Annotated in this window: 14 protein-coding genes; 9 read left to right on the top strand and 5 right to left on the bottom strand. The window is 75.0% G+C overall.

Translation table 11 applies throughout. The features are described 5' to 3' along the window. Nucleotides 1-128: 128 nt before the first annotated feature. Nucleotides 129-1,316 carry a sensor histidine kinase gene (locus AQJ66_RS21005; protein ID WP_061924411.1) on the bottom strand — a complete coding sequence of 396 codons (1,188 nt, stop codon included), beginning with the start codon at nucleotides 1,314-1,316 and terminating at the stop codon, nucleotides 129-131. A gap of 644 nt (nucleotides 1,317-1,960) precedes the next feature. On the opposite strand from AQJ66_RS21005, the gene AQJ66_RS21000 reads away from it, so the two are divergent. The 7 genes from AQJ66_RS21000 (at nucleotide 1,961) to AQJ66_RS20970 (ending at nucleotide 10,426) form a co-directional block, all read left to right on the top strand. Further along, entirely contained in the window at nucleotides 1,961-2,284 is a 324-nt protein-coding gene (locus AQJ66_RS21000) for a hypothetical protein (protein ID WP_061924408.1), read from the top strand. A gap of 50 nt (nucleotides 2,285-2,334) precedes the next feature. Beyond that, complete coding sequence (locus AQJ66_RS20995) at nucleotides 2,335-4,557, top strand: TOMM precursor leader peptide-binding protein (RefSeq protein ID WP_061924405.1); 2,223 nt, start codon at nucleotides 2,335-2,337, stop codon at nucleotides 4,555-4,557. 123 nt (nucleotides 4,558-4,680) lie between these two features. Beyond that, complete coding sequence (locus tag AQJ66_RS20990) at nucleotides 4,681-5,286, top strand: response regulator transcription factor (RefSeq protein WP_061924402.1); 606 nt, start codon at nucleotides 4,681-4,683, stop codon at nucleotides 5,284-5,286. A gap of 166 nt (nucleotides 5,287-5,452) precedes the next feature. Continuing rightward, entirely contained in the window at nucleotides 5,453-6,232 is a 780-nt protein-coding gene (locus AQJ66_RS20985) for an AfsR/SARP family transcriptional regulator (RefSeq protein WP_061924399.1), read from the top strand. A gap of 311 nt (nucleotides 6,233-6,543) precedes the next feature. Next, complete coding sequence (locus AQJ66_RS20980; protein ID WP_061924396.1) at nucleotides 6,544-7,785, top strand: nucleotide disphospho-sugar-binding domain-containing protein; 1,242 nt, start codon at nucleotides 6,544-6,546, stop codon at nucleotides 7,783-7,785. Further along, a complete protein-coding gene (locus tag AQJ66_RS20975; RefSeq protein ID WP_079060317.1) occupies nucleotides 7,782-9,491 on the top strand; it encodes an acyl-CoA carboxylase subunit beta in 1,710 nt (569 codons plus the stop codon). Before AQJ66_RS20980 ends, AQJ66_RS20975 begins: the two co-directional genes overlap by 4 nt. 566 nt (nucleotides 9,492-10,057) lie before the next feature. Then, complete coding sequence (locus tag AQJ66_RS20970; protein WP_159052591.1) at nucleotides 10,058-10,426, top strand: acyl-CoA carboxylase epsilon subunit; 369 nt, start codon at nucleotides 10,058-10,060, stop codon at nucleotides 10,424-10,426. A gap of 14 nt (nucleotides 10,427-10,440) precedes the next feature. Here the strand turns inward: AQJ66_RS20970 and AQJ66_RS20965 are convergent, their stop codons facing one another. Further along, on the bottom strand, nucleotides 10,441-11,307 hold the full coding sequence (locus tag AQJ66_RS20965) for a transglutaminase family protein (protein WP_061924391.1): 867 nt from the start codon (nucleotides 11,305-11,307) through the stop codon (nucleotides 10,441-10,443). 69 nt (nucleotides 11,308-11,376) lie between these two features. Further along, nucleotides 11,377-12,384, bottom strand: a complete 1,008-nt coding sequence (locus tag AQJ66_RS20960) for a GNAT family N-acetyltransferase (protein WP_079060316.1) — start codon at nucleotides 12,382-12,384, stop codon at nucleotides 11,377-11,379. A gap of 140 nt (nucleotides 12,385-12,524) precedes the next feature. On the opposite strand from AQJ66_RS20960, the gene fdxA reads away from it, so the two are divergent. Continuing rightward, the gene (gene fdxA / locus AQJ66_RS20955; RefSeq protein ID WP_030176303.1) at nucleotides 12,525-12,845 is read left to right on the top strand and encodes a ferredoxin; all 321 of its coding nucleotides are present in this window, start codon (nucleotides 12,525-12,527) and stop codon (nucleotides 12,843-12,845) included. A gap of 119 nt (nucleotides 12,846-12,964) precedes the next feature. Then, a complete protein-coding gene (locus tag AQJ66_RS20950) occupies nucleotides 12,965-14,056 on the top strand; it encodes a bifunctional succinyldiaminopimelate transaminase/glutamate-prephenate aminotransferase (protein WP_061924385.1) in 1,092 nt (363 codons plus the stop codon). A 94-nt stretch (nucleotides 14,057-14,150) separates the two neighbouring features. Here AQJ66_RS20950 and AQJ66_RS20945 read toward each other — a convergent pair whose 3' ends face one another. Next, nucleotides 14,151-14,597 carry a hypothetical protein gene (locus tag AQJ66_RS20945; RefSeq protein WP_061924382.1) on the bottom strand — a complete coding sequence of 149 codons (447 nt, stop codon included), beginning with the start codon at nucleotides 14,595-14,597 and terminating at the stop codon, nucleotides 14,151-14,153. A gap of 276 nt (nucleotides 14,598-14,873) precedes the next feature. After that, a complete protein-coding gene (locus AQJ66_RS20940) occupies nucleotides 14,874-15,869 on the bottom strand; it encodes a VldE C-terminal domain-containing protein (RefSeq protein WP_208611409.1) in 996 nt (331 codons plus the stop codon). Nucleotides 15,870-15,916: the final 47 nt, after the last annotated feature.

Genomic DNA, 15,916 nt, shown 5'->3' with positions numbered 1-15,916 from the left:
ACGTCGGCCGTCGGCCACCACCTGTCAGACGCCGACCGTCAGCCCCAGCCCCCAGCCGTCAGCCCCAGCCGCCCGCGCCAGCCGCACCGGCGGCCGGCCGCCGACCGCCAGCCGCCTGCTCCCGCCCGTCAGACGCCCAGGCGTGACGTCGGCTCGCGGTGTGCCGGGGACTCCGGTGCCGGTGCCGCGTGGACCGGGACCCGGACGGCCAGGCGGAAGACGCCCGGTTCGTCGTCGCCGCCCGCGCCCACCCGCAGCCCGCCGCCCACGGTCGCGACGCGCGCGGCCAGGTTGCCGAGGCCGGTGCCGTTGGGTACGGAGCTGGTCGGCACGGCGCTGCCCGCGCCGACGCCGTCGTTCACGATCTCCAGCCGCACGAAGGTGTCGTCGTCCAGCAGAGACGTACTGATCGAGCAGGAGCGCGGCTGGCTGTGCCGCAGGATGTTCGTCACGCCCTCGCGCAGCACGGTCGCCAGGATGGTGTTGGCCGTGGACGACAGCCCGGTCACGGACACGTCGATCCGGGCCTCGATGCCCGCCGCCTTCAGCACGGACCGCGCCGACTCCGCCTCCACCAGCAGCGACATGTCGCGGTAGCCGCGCGCCACTTCCCGCACGTCGGCCAGCGCCTGCCGGGAGATCACCAGCACCTCGGCGACCTCGTCCCGGGCCCGCTGCGGGTTGCTGTCGATCAGCCGCGCGATCAGCTCGTTCTTCAGGGTGATCGAGGAGAGGCTGTATCCGAGCAGGTCGTGCAGGTCGCGGGCGAACCGCAGCCGCTCCCGGGCCACCGCCATCCGCGCCAGCTCGTCCCGCGACGCGTGGATCGCCGTGGCCAGTCCGGCGAGCCGTACCACCGCGAAGATGATCAACGCGGTGAGGGCCGTCGACACGCCCATGTACGCGATGCTCACGAAGTTCAGGGACTGCAGCGCCGAGATCACCACGACGGCGACGGTCGTGGTGCCGAACAGGGTCCAGCCGGCCACCGGCGGCAGCAGGAGAAGAAACGATCCCGCGAGGAAGCCCGCCATACCGCCCCAGTGCCACCCGAAGGTGATGAGCGGGGCGAAGGTCAGCACGGCCTGGAGAATCAGGGTCCACGGCAGTAACCGCTCGCGGAGGGCCGCCGCGTGCGGCGCGGAGTGGGCGTACTGCAGGGCCGCGAGGACGGGCGGAACGGCCGCGCACGCCACCAGCTCCATCCCGCTCGGCCCGGAGTCGAGGACGTTCACCAGCTGCATCAGCAGATAGCCCGAGAACACGACGACGACCAGCACGGAGGCGATCGTCGGGCTGGGTGCGGCGGAACTCACGGCAGCCAGGTCCGGCTCGCTCGATCTCGTCCGCCTGGGCGGAACTCCTCGCTTGGGTCCACCCTGCTTCGTCACCAGGCCCCCGCTCCTTCTGCGTCCCCCGAACCGGCGTCCGAAATCATATCGGCGCCGCCCATCCTGTGAAGGGCGTGTGATCAGCCTGGTGGCAGATGTGCCGCTTTCTTTGAAACGTCCTTACTCGGAAGCCCGGTTGACGGGCGTATATGCCGACCAGTGAAGAATTCACATCGCCAGACATGAGGCGATAACTGGCCCGAGTGTGGCCGGATTGCGTTAACTCTGTCGCGGAACGACCGAGCACCCCGGCAAGACCGGCCGCACCGGACAGTCCGGCGCCCGCCCCGATCCCGCACGCGGACCGACCGACGAACGGCACCGCACCACGGCCCCGGGCGCCGCCACGCGGTCACGGCACCACGCACGGCACGCACGGCATGCGACGACTCGGCACTTCCCCGCACCTCTTCTCGCACCTCGGCGACGGGCAGCACCCACCGCGCCGGCGCACTTCCCGATCGACGCCGAAGGCCCGCACCACGCCGCGGCATCCGCACAGCTCCCACCACCCGGACCGGCCGGACGACCCCGGACGGCCGACGCGACCAGCCACACAAGGAGCGACCATGACCAGCACCGTGATCACCGACGGCCCGTCCGACGTCTTCCGCACCCCCGAGGACGAGGTCCGGTTCGCCGAACTGATGCTGCACGCGTTCCTCGACCCGGAGACCGCCCGGCGCTACGCCACCGCCCCCTCCGCCGTGCTGGGCGAGTTCGGCCTCGCCCTCGGCGCCGACGGCCGGGCGCCGCAGCTGCCCCGCGCCGCCGGCGACCGCGTCGTGCGGGAGGACTTCACGAACCTCGGGGCGGCGGGCGTGTGCCTGCTGACCCTGTGCATCGCCGACGCGCCGGAGGCCGGTGCCGAAGTGGCCGCCGCGGCCTGCTGAACCGGCCGCAGCAGCGCGGCAGAACCACACGACGACAGGGGGGAAAGAACATGCGAGTGGGGTTCAGAAGACACGTACGCGCCGAAGTGGTCCCGGGCGAGGGCACGTACGTCGTGTCGGAGCGCGGCATCGTCGCCTTCGAGGACGATCCGGTCGCGGTCGTCGCACCGCTGCTGGACGGCACCCGGGACTTCCGGGCGCTGGTCAGCGCGGCGGCACCGCGCTGCTCCGCCGCGGAGGTCGCGCTGGCGATCGGCCGGCTCAACGAGGCGGCCCTGCTCGTCACCAGCCCCGAACCGCCGGACGACCGGCCGGCCGCGCCCCTGGTGAGCCGCGCGGCGGCCGCCTACTGGGAACTGGCGGGCGCCCCCGGTCCGTTGCCCGACCACCGGGTGGCCGTCCGCGCCGTCGGCGGCGCCGACGCGCGGGCCGCCGCCGAGGCGTGCGCCGCGTCGGGCCTCGTGGTCACCGGCGAGGATCCCGAAGGCCCGGGCGCCGACGACGCCGCGCTGACCCTGGTCGTCTGCGACGACTACCTGGATCCCGCCCTGGGTGCGATCGACGCGTGGGCGCGGGCCGCCGGCCGCCCCTGGCTGCTGGCGAAGCCGCACGGGACGACCCCCTGGGTGGGCCCCGTGTTCCGGCCCGGCGTCTCGGCGTGCTGGCACTGCCTCGTCCAGCGCATGTCCGGGCACCGCACCACCCAGGCGCATCTGCGCGCCCGGCTCGGCCGGCCGGTGCCCCACCCGCCGGCCGAGACCCCGGCCAGCCTGCTCCTCGGCCACCAGCTCGCCGTCACCGAAGGCCTGAAGTGGCTGGCGGGGCACCGCTACCCGGGCCAGGACGGCGTGCTGGCCTTCGACACGATCGGCTTCACCAGCCGGCTGCACGCGCTGCGCCGGCGCCCCCAGTGCGCCGAGTGCGGTGACCCCGCCCTGGTGGCCCGGCGGGTCGGCGGGCCCGTCGTCCTCGGCTCCCGCCAGAAGGCCCAGCGCACCGGCAACGGGCACCGGGCCGTCACGGCCGAACGCACCCTGCGCACCTACGAGCACCTGATCAGCCCCATCACCGGAGTGGTCAAGGCGGTGGAGCGCGACCCGCGCGGCTCGGCCGAGTTCAACTCCTTCCGCGCCGGCCACAACCACGCGCGCGGCGCGCACGGCCTGACCGGCCCCGCCTCCCGGCTGCGCAGCGAGAGCGGTGGCAAGGGCATGACCGAACTCGACGCACGGGTGAGCGCGTTGTGCGAGGGACTGGAGCGCCACGCGGGGACCTTCCAGGGCGACGAGCCCACCGTACGGGCGAGTTGGGCGGAGGTCGCCGAGAACGCCGTGCATCCCGCCGACTGCCTGCTCTACGACCCGCGCCAGCGCGTCGCGCCGTTCGACGAGACGGCCGCCGTCGACTGGACGCCCGTGTGGTCCCTGACCCGCGGCACCCACCGCCTGCTGCCGACCGCCCTGCTCTACTACGACACCCCGCGCACCCCCGGCCTCGGCTGCGTCCGGGCCGACTCCAACGGCAACGCGGGCGGCGCCAGCCTCGAGGACGCGGTCGTGCAGGGGTTCCTGGAACTCGTCGAGCGCGACGCGGTCGCCCTGTGGTGGTACAACCGCACCCGCCAGCCCGGCGTCGACCTCGGGTCCTTCGGCGAACCGTGGATCGACCGGGTCCGGACCGTGCACGCCGCGCTGGGCCGCGAGGTGTGGGCGCTGGACGTCACCTCCGACTTCGGCATCCCCGCCTTCGCCGCCCTCACCCGGCGCACCGGTGCCGGCACCGAGGACCTGCTGTTCGGGTTCGGCGCCCACTTCGACCCGTCCGTGGCGCTGTGCCGGGCGCTGGCGGAGATGAACCAGATGATGCCGGCCGTCGTCGAGGCCCGCCCCGACGGCACCGGCTACGGCTGCCCCGACGAACGGCTCACCGAGTGGTGGCGCACCGCCACCGTGGCCGGCCACCCCTACCTGCTGCCCGATCCCGCCCGGCCCGCGCGCACCCGCGCCGACTTCCCCTACACGTCCCGCGCCGACCTCCTGGACGACGTGGCCGCGATCCGCGCCGCCGTCGAGGAGCGCGGCATGGAACTCCTCGTCCTCGACCAGACCCGGCCGGACGTCGGCCTGCCCGTGGTCAAGACGATCGTGCCGGGAATGCGCCACTTCTGGGCCCGGTTCGCCCCCGGCCGCCTGTACGACGTTCCGGTGGCGCTCGGCCGGCTGGCCGGACCGACACCGTACGAAGAGCTGAATCCGGTCGCCATGTTCCTGTGAGAACGGGCGTCCGCTCCGCAATCCTGCCGTGAGCACTCCCTCCGGCGAATGTCGGCAACTACTCTGTTTCCGGCCAACTCCGTGCGAGACCGTGCGGCGGGCCGGAGGGGGTGAACCACGCTCGTGATCAGGATTCTGATTGCGGAGGACATGTACATGTTGCGCCGGGCACTCGTGGAACTGATTTCCATGGAGCCCGACATCGAGGTCGTCGCCGAACTCGATTCCGGCGGCGACATCGTGGCCCGCGCCGAGGCCGTCAAGCCCGACGTGGCCGTCCTGGACATCGAACTGCCCGTCCTCGACGGCCTCTCGGCGGCACGCGAGCTGCACCAGCGCGGCCTCCCCACCAAGGTGCTGATCCTCACGAGCCTGGGCCGGCCGAACCACCTGCGCCGTGCGCTGGACGCCAACGTCAGCGGCTTCATCCTCAAGGACTCGAGCCCGGACCGGCTGGCCGCCGCGATCCGCTCGGTCGCGGCGGGCGAGCGCGTCTTCGACCCGCAGCTCACGCTCGCCGCCCTCGAACACACCGAGTCCCCGCTCACCCCCCGCGAGAGCGACGTGCTGCGGCTCGCCGCGGCCGGTGACGACGTCGGCGAGATCGCCAGGACCCTGCACCTGTCCACGGGCACCGTGCGCAACTACCTGACGACCGTGGTCTACAAGCTCGGCGCCCGCAACCGCGTCGACGCGATCCGCATCGCCCGCACCTCCGGCTGGCTGTGACGGCCCCCGGCCCCGGCCGCCGGGTGTGAACCCGTCACGGTCGCGGCCGTGAGGGATTCACCCCGGGCGCGTGGCCCGCGCACTGGTCCCGCGGACGCGCCGCATGGGACGGTCGGGGCACGGGGAAGCACCGGTCCCCGGGCCGCGACCGTCCAGAGGGGGACCCATGAACATCACCGTGCTGGGACCGTTCTCCGCTCTCGTCGAGGGCGTCTCCGTCTCGCCCACAGCCGGCAAACCGCGCCAGATCCTCGCGCTGCTCGCCGTCCAGGCCGGGCAGGTCGTGCCGGTGCCCACGGTCATCGAGGAGGTCTGGGGCGACGGCGCGTCACCGAGGGCGCACATCACCGTCCAGACCTACGTCCTGCAACTGCGCACCCGCCTGAGCCAGGCCCTGGGCGACCCCTCGGCGGCCCGCGAGGTGCTGGTCACCCGCCCCGGCGGATACGCGCTGCTCGTCGGACCGGACGCCGTGGACGCGCACGTCCACGACCGCCTGTGCGCCGAGGCCCAGGCGGCCGCGGAACAGGGCGACGACGCCCGCGCGGCCACGCTGTTCCGCCGGGCACTGGCCCTGTGGCAGGGCGAGGAGGACGCCTTCGCGGACGTCCGCACAGGCGCGCTGCTGGGCCTGGAGGGGATGCGCCTGACCCAGAGCCGCAAGGACGCCCTGGAGCGCTGCCTCGCCGCCGAACTGCGGCTCGGCGCCCATGAACGCCTGCTCCCCGAACTGGCCGACCTCACCGGCCGCCATCCCCACGACGAGGGCCTGCACGCCCTCTTCGTCACGGCCCTGAGCCGGTCCGGCCGCCCCGAGTCCGCCCTCACCGTCTGCACGTCGCTGCGCTCGCGCCTCGACGACCGCTTCGGCCTCCTGCCGTCCCCGGGCCTGCGCCGCCTGGAGCGCGAGCTGCGGGCACGGCTGAGCACGCCCGCCGGAGCGTAGGGCCTCTCGTTCGGATCATGCCGGGCTCGCGGGCCCCGGCACCGTGCCTCGCCGCGTTGTCGTCGGTTGCCATGGCTCCGCCATGGCGACCTCCTCCGCCTTGCGATGCTCCCCCACTGCCCGAACGGCGTGGGAGGTGTCCTTCGCACCGGACCCCGCTCCCTGATCCGGCCCGATCCGAACGAAAGACCCTGGCGGCGCCCGCCGGGACCCTCCAGCGGCGTCCTAACGCGCCTCCAGCGCGGGGCCGTCTGCTGGGGAGGCAGGCCGGCGTGCGGTGAGGGCGCGGGCCCCGGCCGGAAGGGGGCGTCATGCGGGTGCTGTTCGCCGCGAGGCACTCCCTGCCGCATCTGCTCGCGATGGCACCGACCGCCCTGGCCTGCGCGGCGGCCGGGCACGAGGTGCGCATCGCGGCCCCGGTGCCGACGGGCGGCCTGTTCACCCACGGCGGGCTCCCCGCCGTGCTCGGCGCGCTCCCCGTCCTGCCGCCGGAGCCCGGCTGGCGTCCCCACGTCGCCGTGCACGCCGCATCCGGCGACGTCCCCGGCGCGTGGCCCGCCGACGCCTGCGCGGCCCTGTCCGGCGACACCGCCCTGCGCTCCGGCCACCGCGCCGGTGAGCGCTCCGGCGACCGGCCGGCGCCCTGGCCGCACCCTCGGCCGACGTCCTGGCCGGGCGGTGCGTCCGGGCCCTGGTCCGGTGGCCCCCGTTCCGGCTCCCCCTCCGGGGACGCGGCCGGGCCGTGGGGCGGCGGGCAGGTGGTGCACTGGTCCGCGCTGGACCACCGGGACCCCGCGCGGGCGGCGGTGGGCGGCGCGGGCCTCTGGGTCGATCCCTGCCCGCCGGCCCTGCGCGGTGACGCGGAGGCCGGCGCGTTCGCCGTGCGCCACGAGGACGTGCCGGCGGTCCGCCTGCCCGAGTGGCTGGAGCAGCCACCCGCCAGGCCCCGGGTGTGCCTGCGCCCCGGCCCCGACCAGGGGCCCGGTGTCTGGTCCGCCGCACGGGTACGCCAGGTGGCCCGTGCCGTGCGCGAGCTCGACGCCGAACTGGTCGCGGTCGTCGCCCCGTACCGCCGGCACGCCTACCGCCAGGCCCTCGGCCGGGGGGTCCGCTTCGCCGGCCCCCTGCTCCTGGGCCCGGTGCTGGCCACCTGCGCGGGCGTGGTGCACGACGGCGGGCCCGACGTCACCCTGGCGGCCGCCGCGCACGGCGTGCCCCAGCTGGTGCTGACCGGCACCCGCCCCGCGGGCGACCGGCTGGCCCGCATCGGCGCGGGCCGGCGCCTGGTCGCCGCGACCCCCGCCGACGCCCGTGACATGGCCGACGCACTGCGGCTCCGGCGCCACCTGGCCGAGCTGCTGCACGGCGGAAGGGCCCTCGCCGCCGCCGAGCGGCTGCGCACCCGGATCGCGGCGCTGCCTCCCCCGTCCGCCCTGGTCGGGCTGCTGGAGGACGCCGCCGGCAGCGGACCCGGCCGACGCCCCCACCCGAAGCGGCGCCGGACCGGGCCATCACAGCGACAGCGACACGAGGAAGGCGAGCGGGGCACATGAGCGTCTACGAGGCGGAAAGACCGACGACGAGCCCGGTGCGGCCGGCCGGCGCACCCCACCCGGCGGAACCCGAGCCCACCGCAGGAACCACGGAGACCGGCGCGACCACCGCGGCGAGCACGACCGCCGAAACCACCGGGGCCGCCCAAGAGGCACCCACCCTCGCGCAGTTGACGGCCGAGCTGGCCGCCCTGCACGCGCTCGCCACCGCCGGTCCCGGCGAGGCGGCCACCGAGGCGCAGCACCGGCGGGGCAAGCTGACCGTCCGGGAACGCCTGGACCTCCTCTTCGACGAGGGCACGTTCACCGAGATCGAGCCCCTGCGCCGGCACCGGGCGAGCGGCTTCGGCCTGGAGGACCGGCGGCCGTACACCGACGGTGTGGTCACCGGCTGGGGTCTGGTCGACGGACGCCGCGTCTTCGCCTACGCCCATGACTTCCGCATCTTCGGCGGAGCCCTCGGCGAGGCGCACGCCCAGAAGATCCACAAGCTGATGGACCTGGCGGCGGCGGCCGGTGCGCCCCTGGTCAGCCTGAACGACGGCGCCGGCGCCCGTATCCAGGAGGGCATCAGCGCGCTCGCCGGCTACGGCGGCATCTTCCAGCGCAACGTCCGCGCCTCCGGGGTGATCCCCCAGATCAGCGTGATGCTCGGCCCGTGCGCGGGCGGCGCCGCCTACTCGCCCTCGCTGACCGACTTCGTGTTCATGGTCCGCGCCACCTCCCAGATGTTCGTCACCGGCCCGGACGTGGTGCGGGCGGTCACCGGGGAACAGGTCACGCACGAGGAGCTGGGCGGTGCCGAGGTGCACGCGGCCCGCTCCGGGGTCGCCGCGTTCGTCCACGACGACGAGGAGACCTGCCTGGCCGAGGTCCGCTACCTGCTGTCGCTGCTGCCGGCCAACAACCGCGAACACCCGCCCGAGACGCCCTGCGACGACCCCGTGGACCGCCGCTGCGAGGCCCTGCTGGAACTGGTGCCCGCCGAGTCCCGGCGCAGCTACGACATCCGCCCGGTGATCGCGGAGATCGTCGACGACGGCGACGTCACCGAGGTCCACGAGCTGTGGGCGCCGAACGTGGTGTGCGCGCTGGCCCGCCTCGGCGGCCAGACGGTCGGCATCGTCGCCAACCAGCCGTCCGTGTACGCCGGGGTGCTGGACATCGAGGCCGCGCAGAAGGCGGCCCGGTTCGTGCAGTTCTGCGACGCGTTCAACGTCCCGCTGGTCACGCTGGTCGACGTGCCGGGCTTCCTGCCCGGCGTGGACCAGGAGCACGGCGGCATCATCCGGCACGGCGCCAAACTGCTGTACGCGTACTGCAACGCCACCGTGCCCCGGATCCAGGTGATCCTGCGCAAGGCGTACGGCGGCGCGTACATCGTCATGGACTCCCGTTCCGTCGGGTGCGACCTGTCCTTCGCCTGGCCCGGCAACGAGGTCGCGGTCATGGGGGCGGAGGGCGCGGCCAACGTGGTCTTCCGCAGGCAGATCGCCGCCGCGGACGACCCGGAGGCTACCCGGGAACGGCTCGTCGAGGAGTACCGCTCCGAACTGATGCATCCCTACTACGCGGCCGAACGAGGCCTCGTGGACGACGTCATCGATCCCGCCGACACCCGCAGGGTGCTGATCGACGCGCTGACCACACTGCGCGCCGTGCACCGCACGGGCCCGGCCCGGAAGCATGGGAACCAGCCCCAATGACCTCACCCACCACCCGTCCCGCACTGCCGGGCCCCGGAACCGCCGCCGGGACGGCCCCCCGCGCGGCCACGGCCACCACGCGTCCCGCGCCGTCGGGTCCCGGAACCGCTTCCGAGTCCGCCGCCCGCCCCGCCGCGGTCGCCGCGCGTCCTGCTCCGCCCGCCACCCGGCCGGCGCCGTCCGGCCCTGGGACTGCTTCGGGGGCCGCCGCCCGCGCTGCTACGGTCGCCGCGCGTCCTGCCCCGCCTGCCGCGCGGCCCGAGCCGTCCGGTCCGAAGACCATGTCCGGGACGGCCACCCGCCCTGTCACGGTCGCCGCGCGTCCTGCTCCGCCCGCCACGCCGTCGAGCGCACCGCCGGGGGAGCGGGCCGCTGCCGGCGGCCGCGTGCTCGGCGCGCGCGGGGGTGGGTCGAGCGTCACCCGGCCCGCGCCGTCCGGCCCCGGGGCCGCATCCCGCCCCGCCGCCCGCCCCACCACGGTCACCGCGCGTCCCGCCCCGCCCGCCACCCGGCCCGCACCGTCCGGCCCGGGGGCCGGCTCCGAGGCCGCCCCCGGAGCCAGCTCCGTGGCCGCTCCCGCGACCAGATCGCAGGACGCCCCCGCGACCAGCTCCCAGGCCACCCCCGCGACCACCTCCGACGCCGCCCCCGGAACCGCACCGGCCGCCACGGGCGCCCGGACAGTCCGTGCGCCCTTCCCCGTCCCGGCGTCCGCCGTGCCCTCCGCGCCCGCGGACGCCGCACGGGCCGTCAAGCCGCTGCTGATCATCCGTGGCGGTGATCCGACGCCGGACGAGATCGCCGCCGTCACCGCGGCCATCCTCGCGGTCCTGCCCCGCCGCGCGCCGCGGCCGCCCCTCACCCCCGCGCCCGCCCGACGCGCCCGCTGGACCCCGCCCGCGAGCCCGTCGACGTCATGGCTGGGACCCGCCTGACCGGCCGGGGCGCGTCAGTTGAGCATGGCGCGGGCCGTACCGGCCTGCTGACGGACCGTCCGGGCGGCTGACTCGTCGACGACCTCGATCAGATGCGCGTACGCGTCCAGCTCGGCGGCCCCCTCGACGAACTCCCCCCGCTGCACGAGGAGCTGACCGCGCTCGTAGCGCAGCCGGGCGGGGTGCGAGGGGATGAGCAGGCTCAGCTCCACGGCCCGGAGGGCGACGTCCGACCGCTCGGGCCGGGCGGAGGCCCAGGCCCGGACGTTGTTGAGGATCCGCTGGACGACCTCCAGCGGGGCCGCGGGCACCAGCATGGAGGGCCGCAGCGGCGTCCCGGCCGCACCGGCGACCAGGAGCTCGGCGTCCGCGCCGGTCAGTACCCTGCCGCCGTCGAACGGGTCGGCCAGCACCTGTTCCTCGGCCGCTCCGAACCCGATCACGAAGTGTCCCGGGAGCGCGACCCCGTACACGGGTGCGCCCGCCCGGCGGGCGACCTCCATCCACACGACCGACAACAGGATCGGCAGCCCGCGGCGGCGCCGCAGCACCTCGTGCAGCAGGGAGGACTCCAGGCGCTCGTAGTCCGCGGGCGCCCCGTGGAACCCGAGGCGCTCACCGAGCAGCCGGCCCACCGCCTCCGCCCAGGCGCGCGGGCCGCCCGGACGGTACGGCAGCAGCCCGGCGAGCCGGTCCAGCTCCAGCTGGGCCGCGTCGATACCGGCCTCGTCGAGCGTGCCGTCCGCGTCGGCGCCGATCAGCAGACACAGCGCCGACAGATCCGGCCGCTCCGACCGCGCCTCCTCCCCGAACCGCCGCCGCACCTCGGCGGACCGCTCCGGCGGAGGCGGGTACGGAGGCGGAAGACGCGGATGCCGCATGCCTGGCTCATGCCCTTTCACGACGGTTCCTACCACTGCCCGGCGCATGTCCGGTGACCGGTGCGGGCCTCACCGCGCGGCCTCTCCCGGCGCCCGGTGGTAGTGGTAGGCGTGATGGACGGACATGCCGAGACGGGTGTACAGGGCCCGGGCGCCCTCGTTGGCCTCCTCCACCTGCAGCCAGGCCGCCGAGGCGCCCTCGGCCAGGGCCCGGCGGGCGAGCGCGGCCATGACCTCGGTGGCCAGGCCCTGCCGGCGCCGTGCGGGGTCCACCTCGACGGCGGAGAACCCGGCCCAGCGGCCGTCCACCACGCACCGCCCGATCGCCGCCGGAGGCTCGCCCGCCGCGCCCGGCACCGTCGCGAACCACACCGACGGGCCACTGCCCAGCACCCGCAGGGCCACGTCGCTCAGCCCCTTGCGCCGGTACCGCGCCAGCCAGGCCTCGCCGGCCTCCCGGGACAGCGCCACCCCGGCGCCCTCGGCGACGTCCGCGATCGGCGCGAGCCCGCCGACCCACAGCTCGGCCGTCACCTCCCGCATCCAGCCGCGCCGCTCCAGCTCCGCGGACAGCACCTCCTGCGTGCCCTCGGCACCGGTCGCGGTCTGGACGTACGCGGGCAGCCCGCGCTCGCCGTACCAGCGCCGTACGGCCTCCAGGGCCGCGTCGAGCGGCAGCCCCGGCTCGCCGAGCGGCAGCACGCTGTTGGCCCGCCGCGTGAACCCGGCGGCGGCCCGCAGTTCCCACTCGCCCAGTCCCTCGCTCTCCACCGGACGCCACGCCCGCGAGGCGACCCGCGCCAGCTCCGGGTAGCTCGCGGCGGGCCCCCGGCGACGCGCCGGAGCGGCCGGCACGACCTTCGCCGCGACGAGCGTGGACTCCGCGATGCGGACCCGCTCCCCGTCCCGTCGTGTGATCATGAGCACGCCGTCGTCCCATGATGTGAGAACACCCACCGTGTCGGTGAACTTCTCCGGCGCCGCTCCAGGTTCGCCCAAGCGCCGCACGGAGACCCGTTTGCCCACGTCAGCAGTGGTGATACGGACCTCGAGGCGTCCATGCGCCGAGATTTCCACTGGTCAGTTCACCCCTCCTGTTCGGATCTTGCCCCGGAACGGAGATACTAGGGGCGGGCATCGACGACGCCGCGCTCCCGCGCGCCAGGCGGCGGAGCCTGAGGAGGCCCGCCAGCGCCCTATCGAGGAGGAACGACAGCGTGACCTACGTCATCGCGCAGCCTTGTGTCGACGTCAAGGACAAGGCGTGCATCGAGGAGTGCCCGGTCGACTGCATCTACGAGGGCCAGCGGTCCTTGTACATCCACCCGGACGAATGCGTCGACTGTGGTGCCTGTGAGCCGGTCTGCCCGGTCGAGGCGATCTTCTACGAGGACGACGTCCCGGAGGAGTGGAAGGACTACTACAAGGCGAACGTCGAGTTCTTCGACGAGCTGGGCTCCCCCGGCGGTGCCAGCAAGCTCGGGCTGATCGAGCGCGACCACCCGGTCGTCGCCGCGCTGCCGCCGCAGGGCGAGTGACCGCGGCCGCGGCCTAGGCCCTGTCAGCGCCGCCTCGGTCCCGTACGGCCCGGTCACCCGGATCACCGCCGTACGGGACCGAGGCGTTCGCCGTACCGACGAAAGCGAGCGAGATCCCCGTGTCCGCAGTCTCCGACCGGCTCCCCACCTTCCCCTGGGACAAGCTGGAGCCCTACAAGCAGACGGCCGCCGCGCACCCGGACGGCATCGTCGACCTGTCCGTCGGCACCCCCGTCGACCCGGTCCCGGAACTCATCCAGAAGGCCCTGGTCGACGCGGCCGACTCGCCGGGCTACCCGACGGTCTGGGGCACCCCGGCGCTGCGCGACGCGATCACCGGCTGGCTCGAGCGTCGCCTGGGCGCCCGCGGGGTCACCCACCGCCACGTCCTGCCGGTGGTCGGCTCCAAGGAACTGGTCGCCTGGCTGCCGACCCAGCTCGGCCTCGGCCCCGGCGACACGGTGGCCTACCCGCGCCTGGCCTACCCGACGTACGAGGTCGGCGCCCGCCTCGCCCGCGCCGGCCACCAGGCCTACGACGACCCGCGCGAGCTGGACCCGGCGAACCTGAGACTGCTCTGGCTGAACTCGCCGTCGAACCCGACGGGCAGGGTCCTGGCCAAGGACGAGCTGACGGAGATCGTCGCCTGGGCCCGCGCCCACGGCGTGCTCCTCGTCTCCGACGAGTGCTACCTGGAGCTGGGCTGGGAGGCCGACCCGGTCTCGGTGCTGCACCCGGACGTCAACGGCGGCTCCCACGACGGCATCCTGGCCGTCCACAGCCTCTCCAAGCGGTCGAACCTGGCCGGCTACCGCGCGGCCTTCGTGGCGGGCGACCCGGCCGTCCTGGGCCCCCTGCTGGAGATCCGCAAGCACGGCGGCATGATGACCTCCGCGCCGACGCAGGCGGCCGTGGTGGCGGCCCTGGGCGACGACGAGCACGTCCGCGTCCAGCGCGAGCGCTACGCCGCCCGCCGCGCGCTGCTGCGCGAGGCGCTCCTCGGCCACGGCTTCCGCATCGAGCACAGCGAGGCCAGCCTCTACCTGTGGGCCACCCGGGGTGAGTCCTGCTGGGACACGGTCGCCCACCTGGCCGGGCTGGGCATCCTGGTGGCCCCCGGCGACTTCTACGGCGAGGCCGGCGAGCGGTTCGTGCGCGTGGCCCTGACGGCGACGGACGAGCGCGTCCGGGCGGCGGTCGCCCGGCTGTGACGGCCGCGCGGGCCACGGCGGGGTCCGGAACACGGTGAAGGGGTCCGGGGAGAGCACTCCCCGGACCCCTTCGGCGTCAGTGCGGCGGCGGACCTCAGCCGCCCAGCGGCAGCTGCGCCGGAACGGACGTCGTGGGCAGCCCGCCCTTGCCCAGGGAGCCGGTGGGCAGGCCGCCCTTCGTCGCGGTGGAGGCGGTCTCGCCGAGGACGCTGCCCGCCGCACCGGCGGCGGCGCCCGCGGCGCCCTGCGCGGCCGGCGCCGCCTTCTTCACGGCGCTGCCGCCGGCCTTGCCCGCGGCGGGCACCGCCTGCTTGACCACCTTGCCGCCGGCCTCGCCCGCGAGCCCGGTGGCGCTCTGCGCCGCACCGTCGACGGTGGAGCCGACCTGGGCTCCGTCCAGAGCGGTCAGACCGCCCACGTTCGGGGTGGCCGGCAGGCTCGTGGCCGCGCCGGCAGAGCCGGCCGCACCGACCCCGGCGGCCGCTCCTGCTGCGACGATCAGCGCGGCACGGGCGATCCGGCGGGTCAGGGGGAGGGACATGATGCTCCATTCGACGGGAGAGAACGGTGTGGTGTCCGTGCGTCGGACGCAGTGACTACCGCTCGAGACCGGCGAAGGTTGCGGACGCCCCAGGTAAAGAATGGATAACGCGTCGCATTATCGGTTGTGGATAAAAACGGGCAAACGGCGCCCGTCGTGACGGCCCGCAGAATCCTTCCCGCCCTTGCCTTCCAAGGGGTTCGCAGATCGTGTGGTCATACGTCGGTCGGTGCGCCCCGCGCCGCCGCGCACAACCCGGCCGGGTGAGGCGCCGTACTACTGTCCGGTCACGATGCGGACCGCCCCGGCGGACCTCTGCGCGCCCGCGGCCCCCTCCGGACGGACCGTGCGCCACTCGTCGCCGCCGCTGCCCGCCGTCCACTCCCGGCCCGCGTACGACACCCGCTGGATGTGCAGCGCCGAGGAGTTGGCCACCGCCCAGTGCGCCAGCTGCCAGCCCCGCTCCCGCTCGCCGCGCCCGGTCCCGTCCCGCTTCGCGCCCTCCGTCACCGGCACGGTCACGGTCCGCCCGCGCGCGGTCGCGGTCACGCTCGGGGACGGCGACGGCGACGGCACCTGGGCACCGCCCACCTCGGCGCCGGTCTCCTGCAGCGCGTCCCGGCCGAAGTCCCGCACCAGCGCGGCCCGTACCGCGTCGGGACCGGTCGCCGCGGCGGTCCGCTCCGGACGCCCGTCACAGGTCAGCGAGGCCGCCGTGTGCCCGGTCAGGGCGGCGGCGAGCAGCGCGGCGTCCGGTTCGTGCTTGGCGTACGCCTCCGGGTAGCCGCTGCGCTGCACCCGCTGCGCGGCCACCGTCAGCGGCAGCCCCCGGTAGTCCGGCACCCTCGCCAGGTGCGCGTAGAAGATGCCCGCCGCGTACGCCGGGTCCATGATCTGCCGCTCCGTGCCCCAGCCCTGCGAGGGCCGTTGCTGGAACAGGCCCAGCGAATCGCGGTCGCCGTGCCCGATGTTGCGCAGCCCCGACTCCTGCAGCGCGGTCGCCAGCGCGATGGTCACCGCACGCTCGGGCATGCCCCGCCCGGTGCCGACGGCGGCGATGGTCGCCGCGTTCTCCGCCTGCTCGGGCGTGAACTCGTACGACGAAGCCGCCTCACCCGTGCCCGCGACCACCTTGCACCCCCGGGCACCACCGCCTCCGGTGACGTACTGCACCACGAGGTAGGCGGCGACACCGCACAGGACCAACAGGGCCGCGCCGAAACGCAGGAGGCGGCCGCGGCGCTCGGGACGGATGGGGGACGGCTCAGGCACGCGTACAAGGTACTGGAGGGCACCCGCACAGACGCCCGGAGTGTGGC

Origin of the sequence: Streptomyces bungoensis, from assembly GCF_001514215.1 — a bacterium.
GTDB classification, from domain to species: Bacteria; Actinomycetota; Actinomycetes; order Streptomycetales; family Streptomycetaceae; genus Streptomyces; species Streptomyces bungoensis.
The sequence above is the reverse complement of the archived record's forward strand: the minus strand, read 5'-3'. Positions and strand labels throughout refer to the sequence as shown.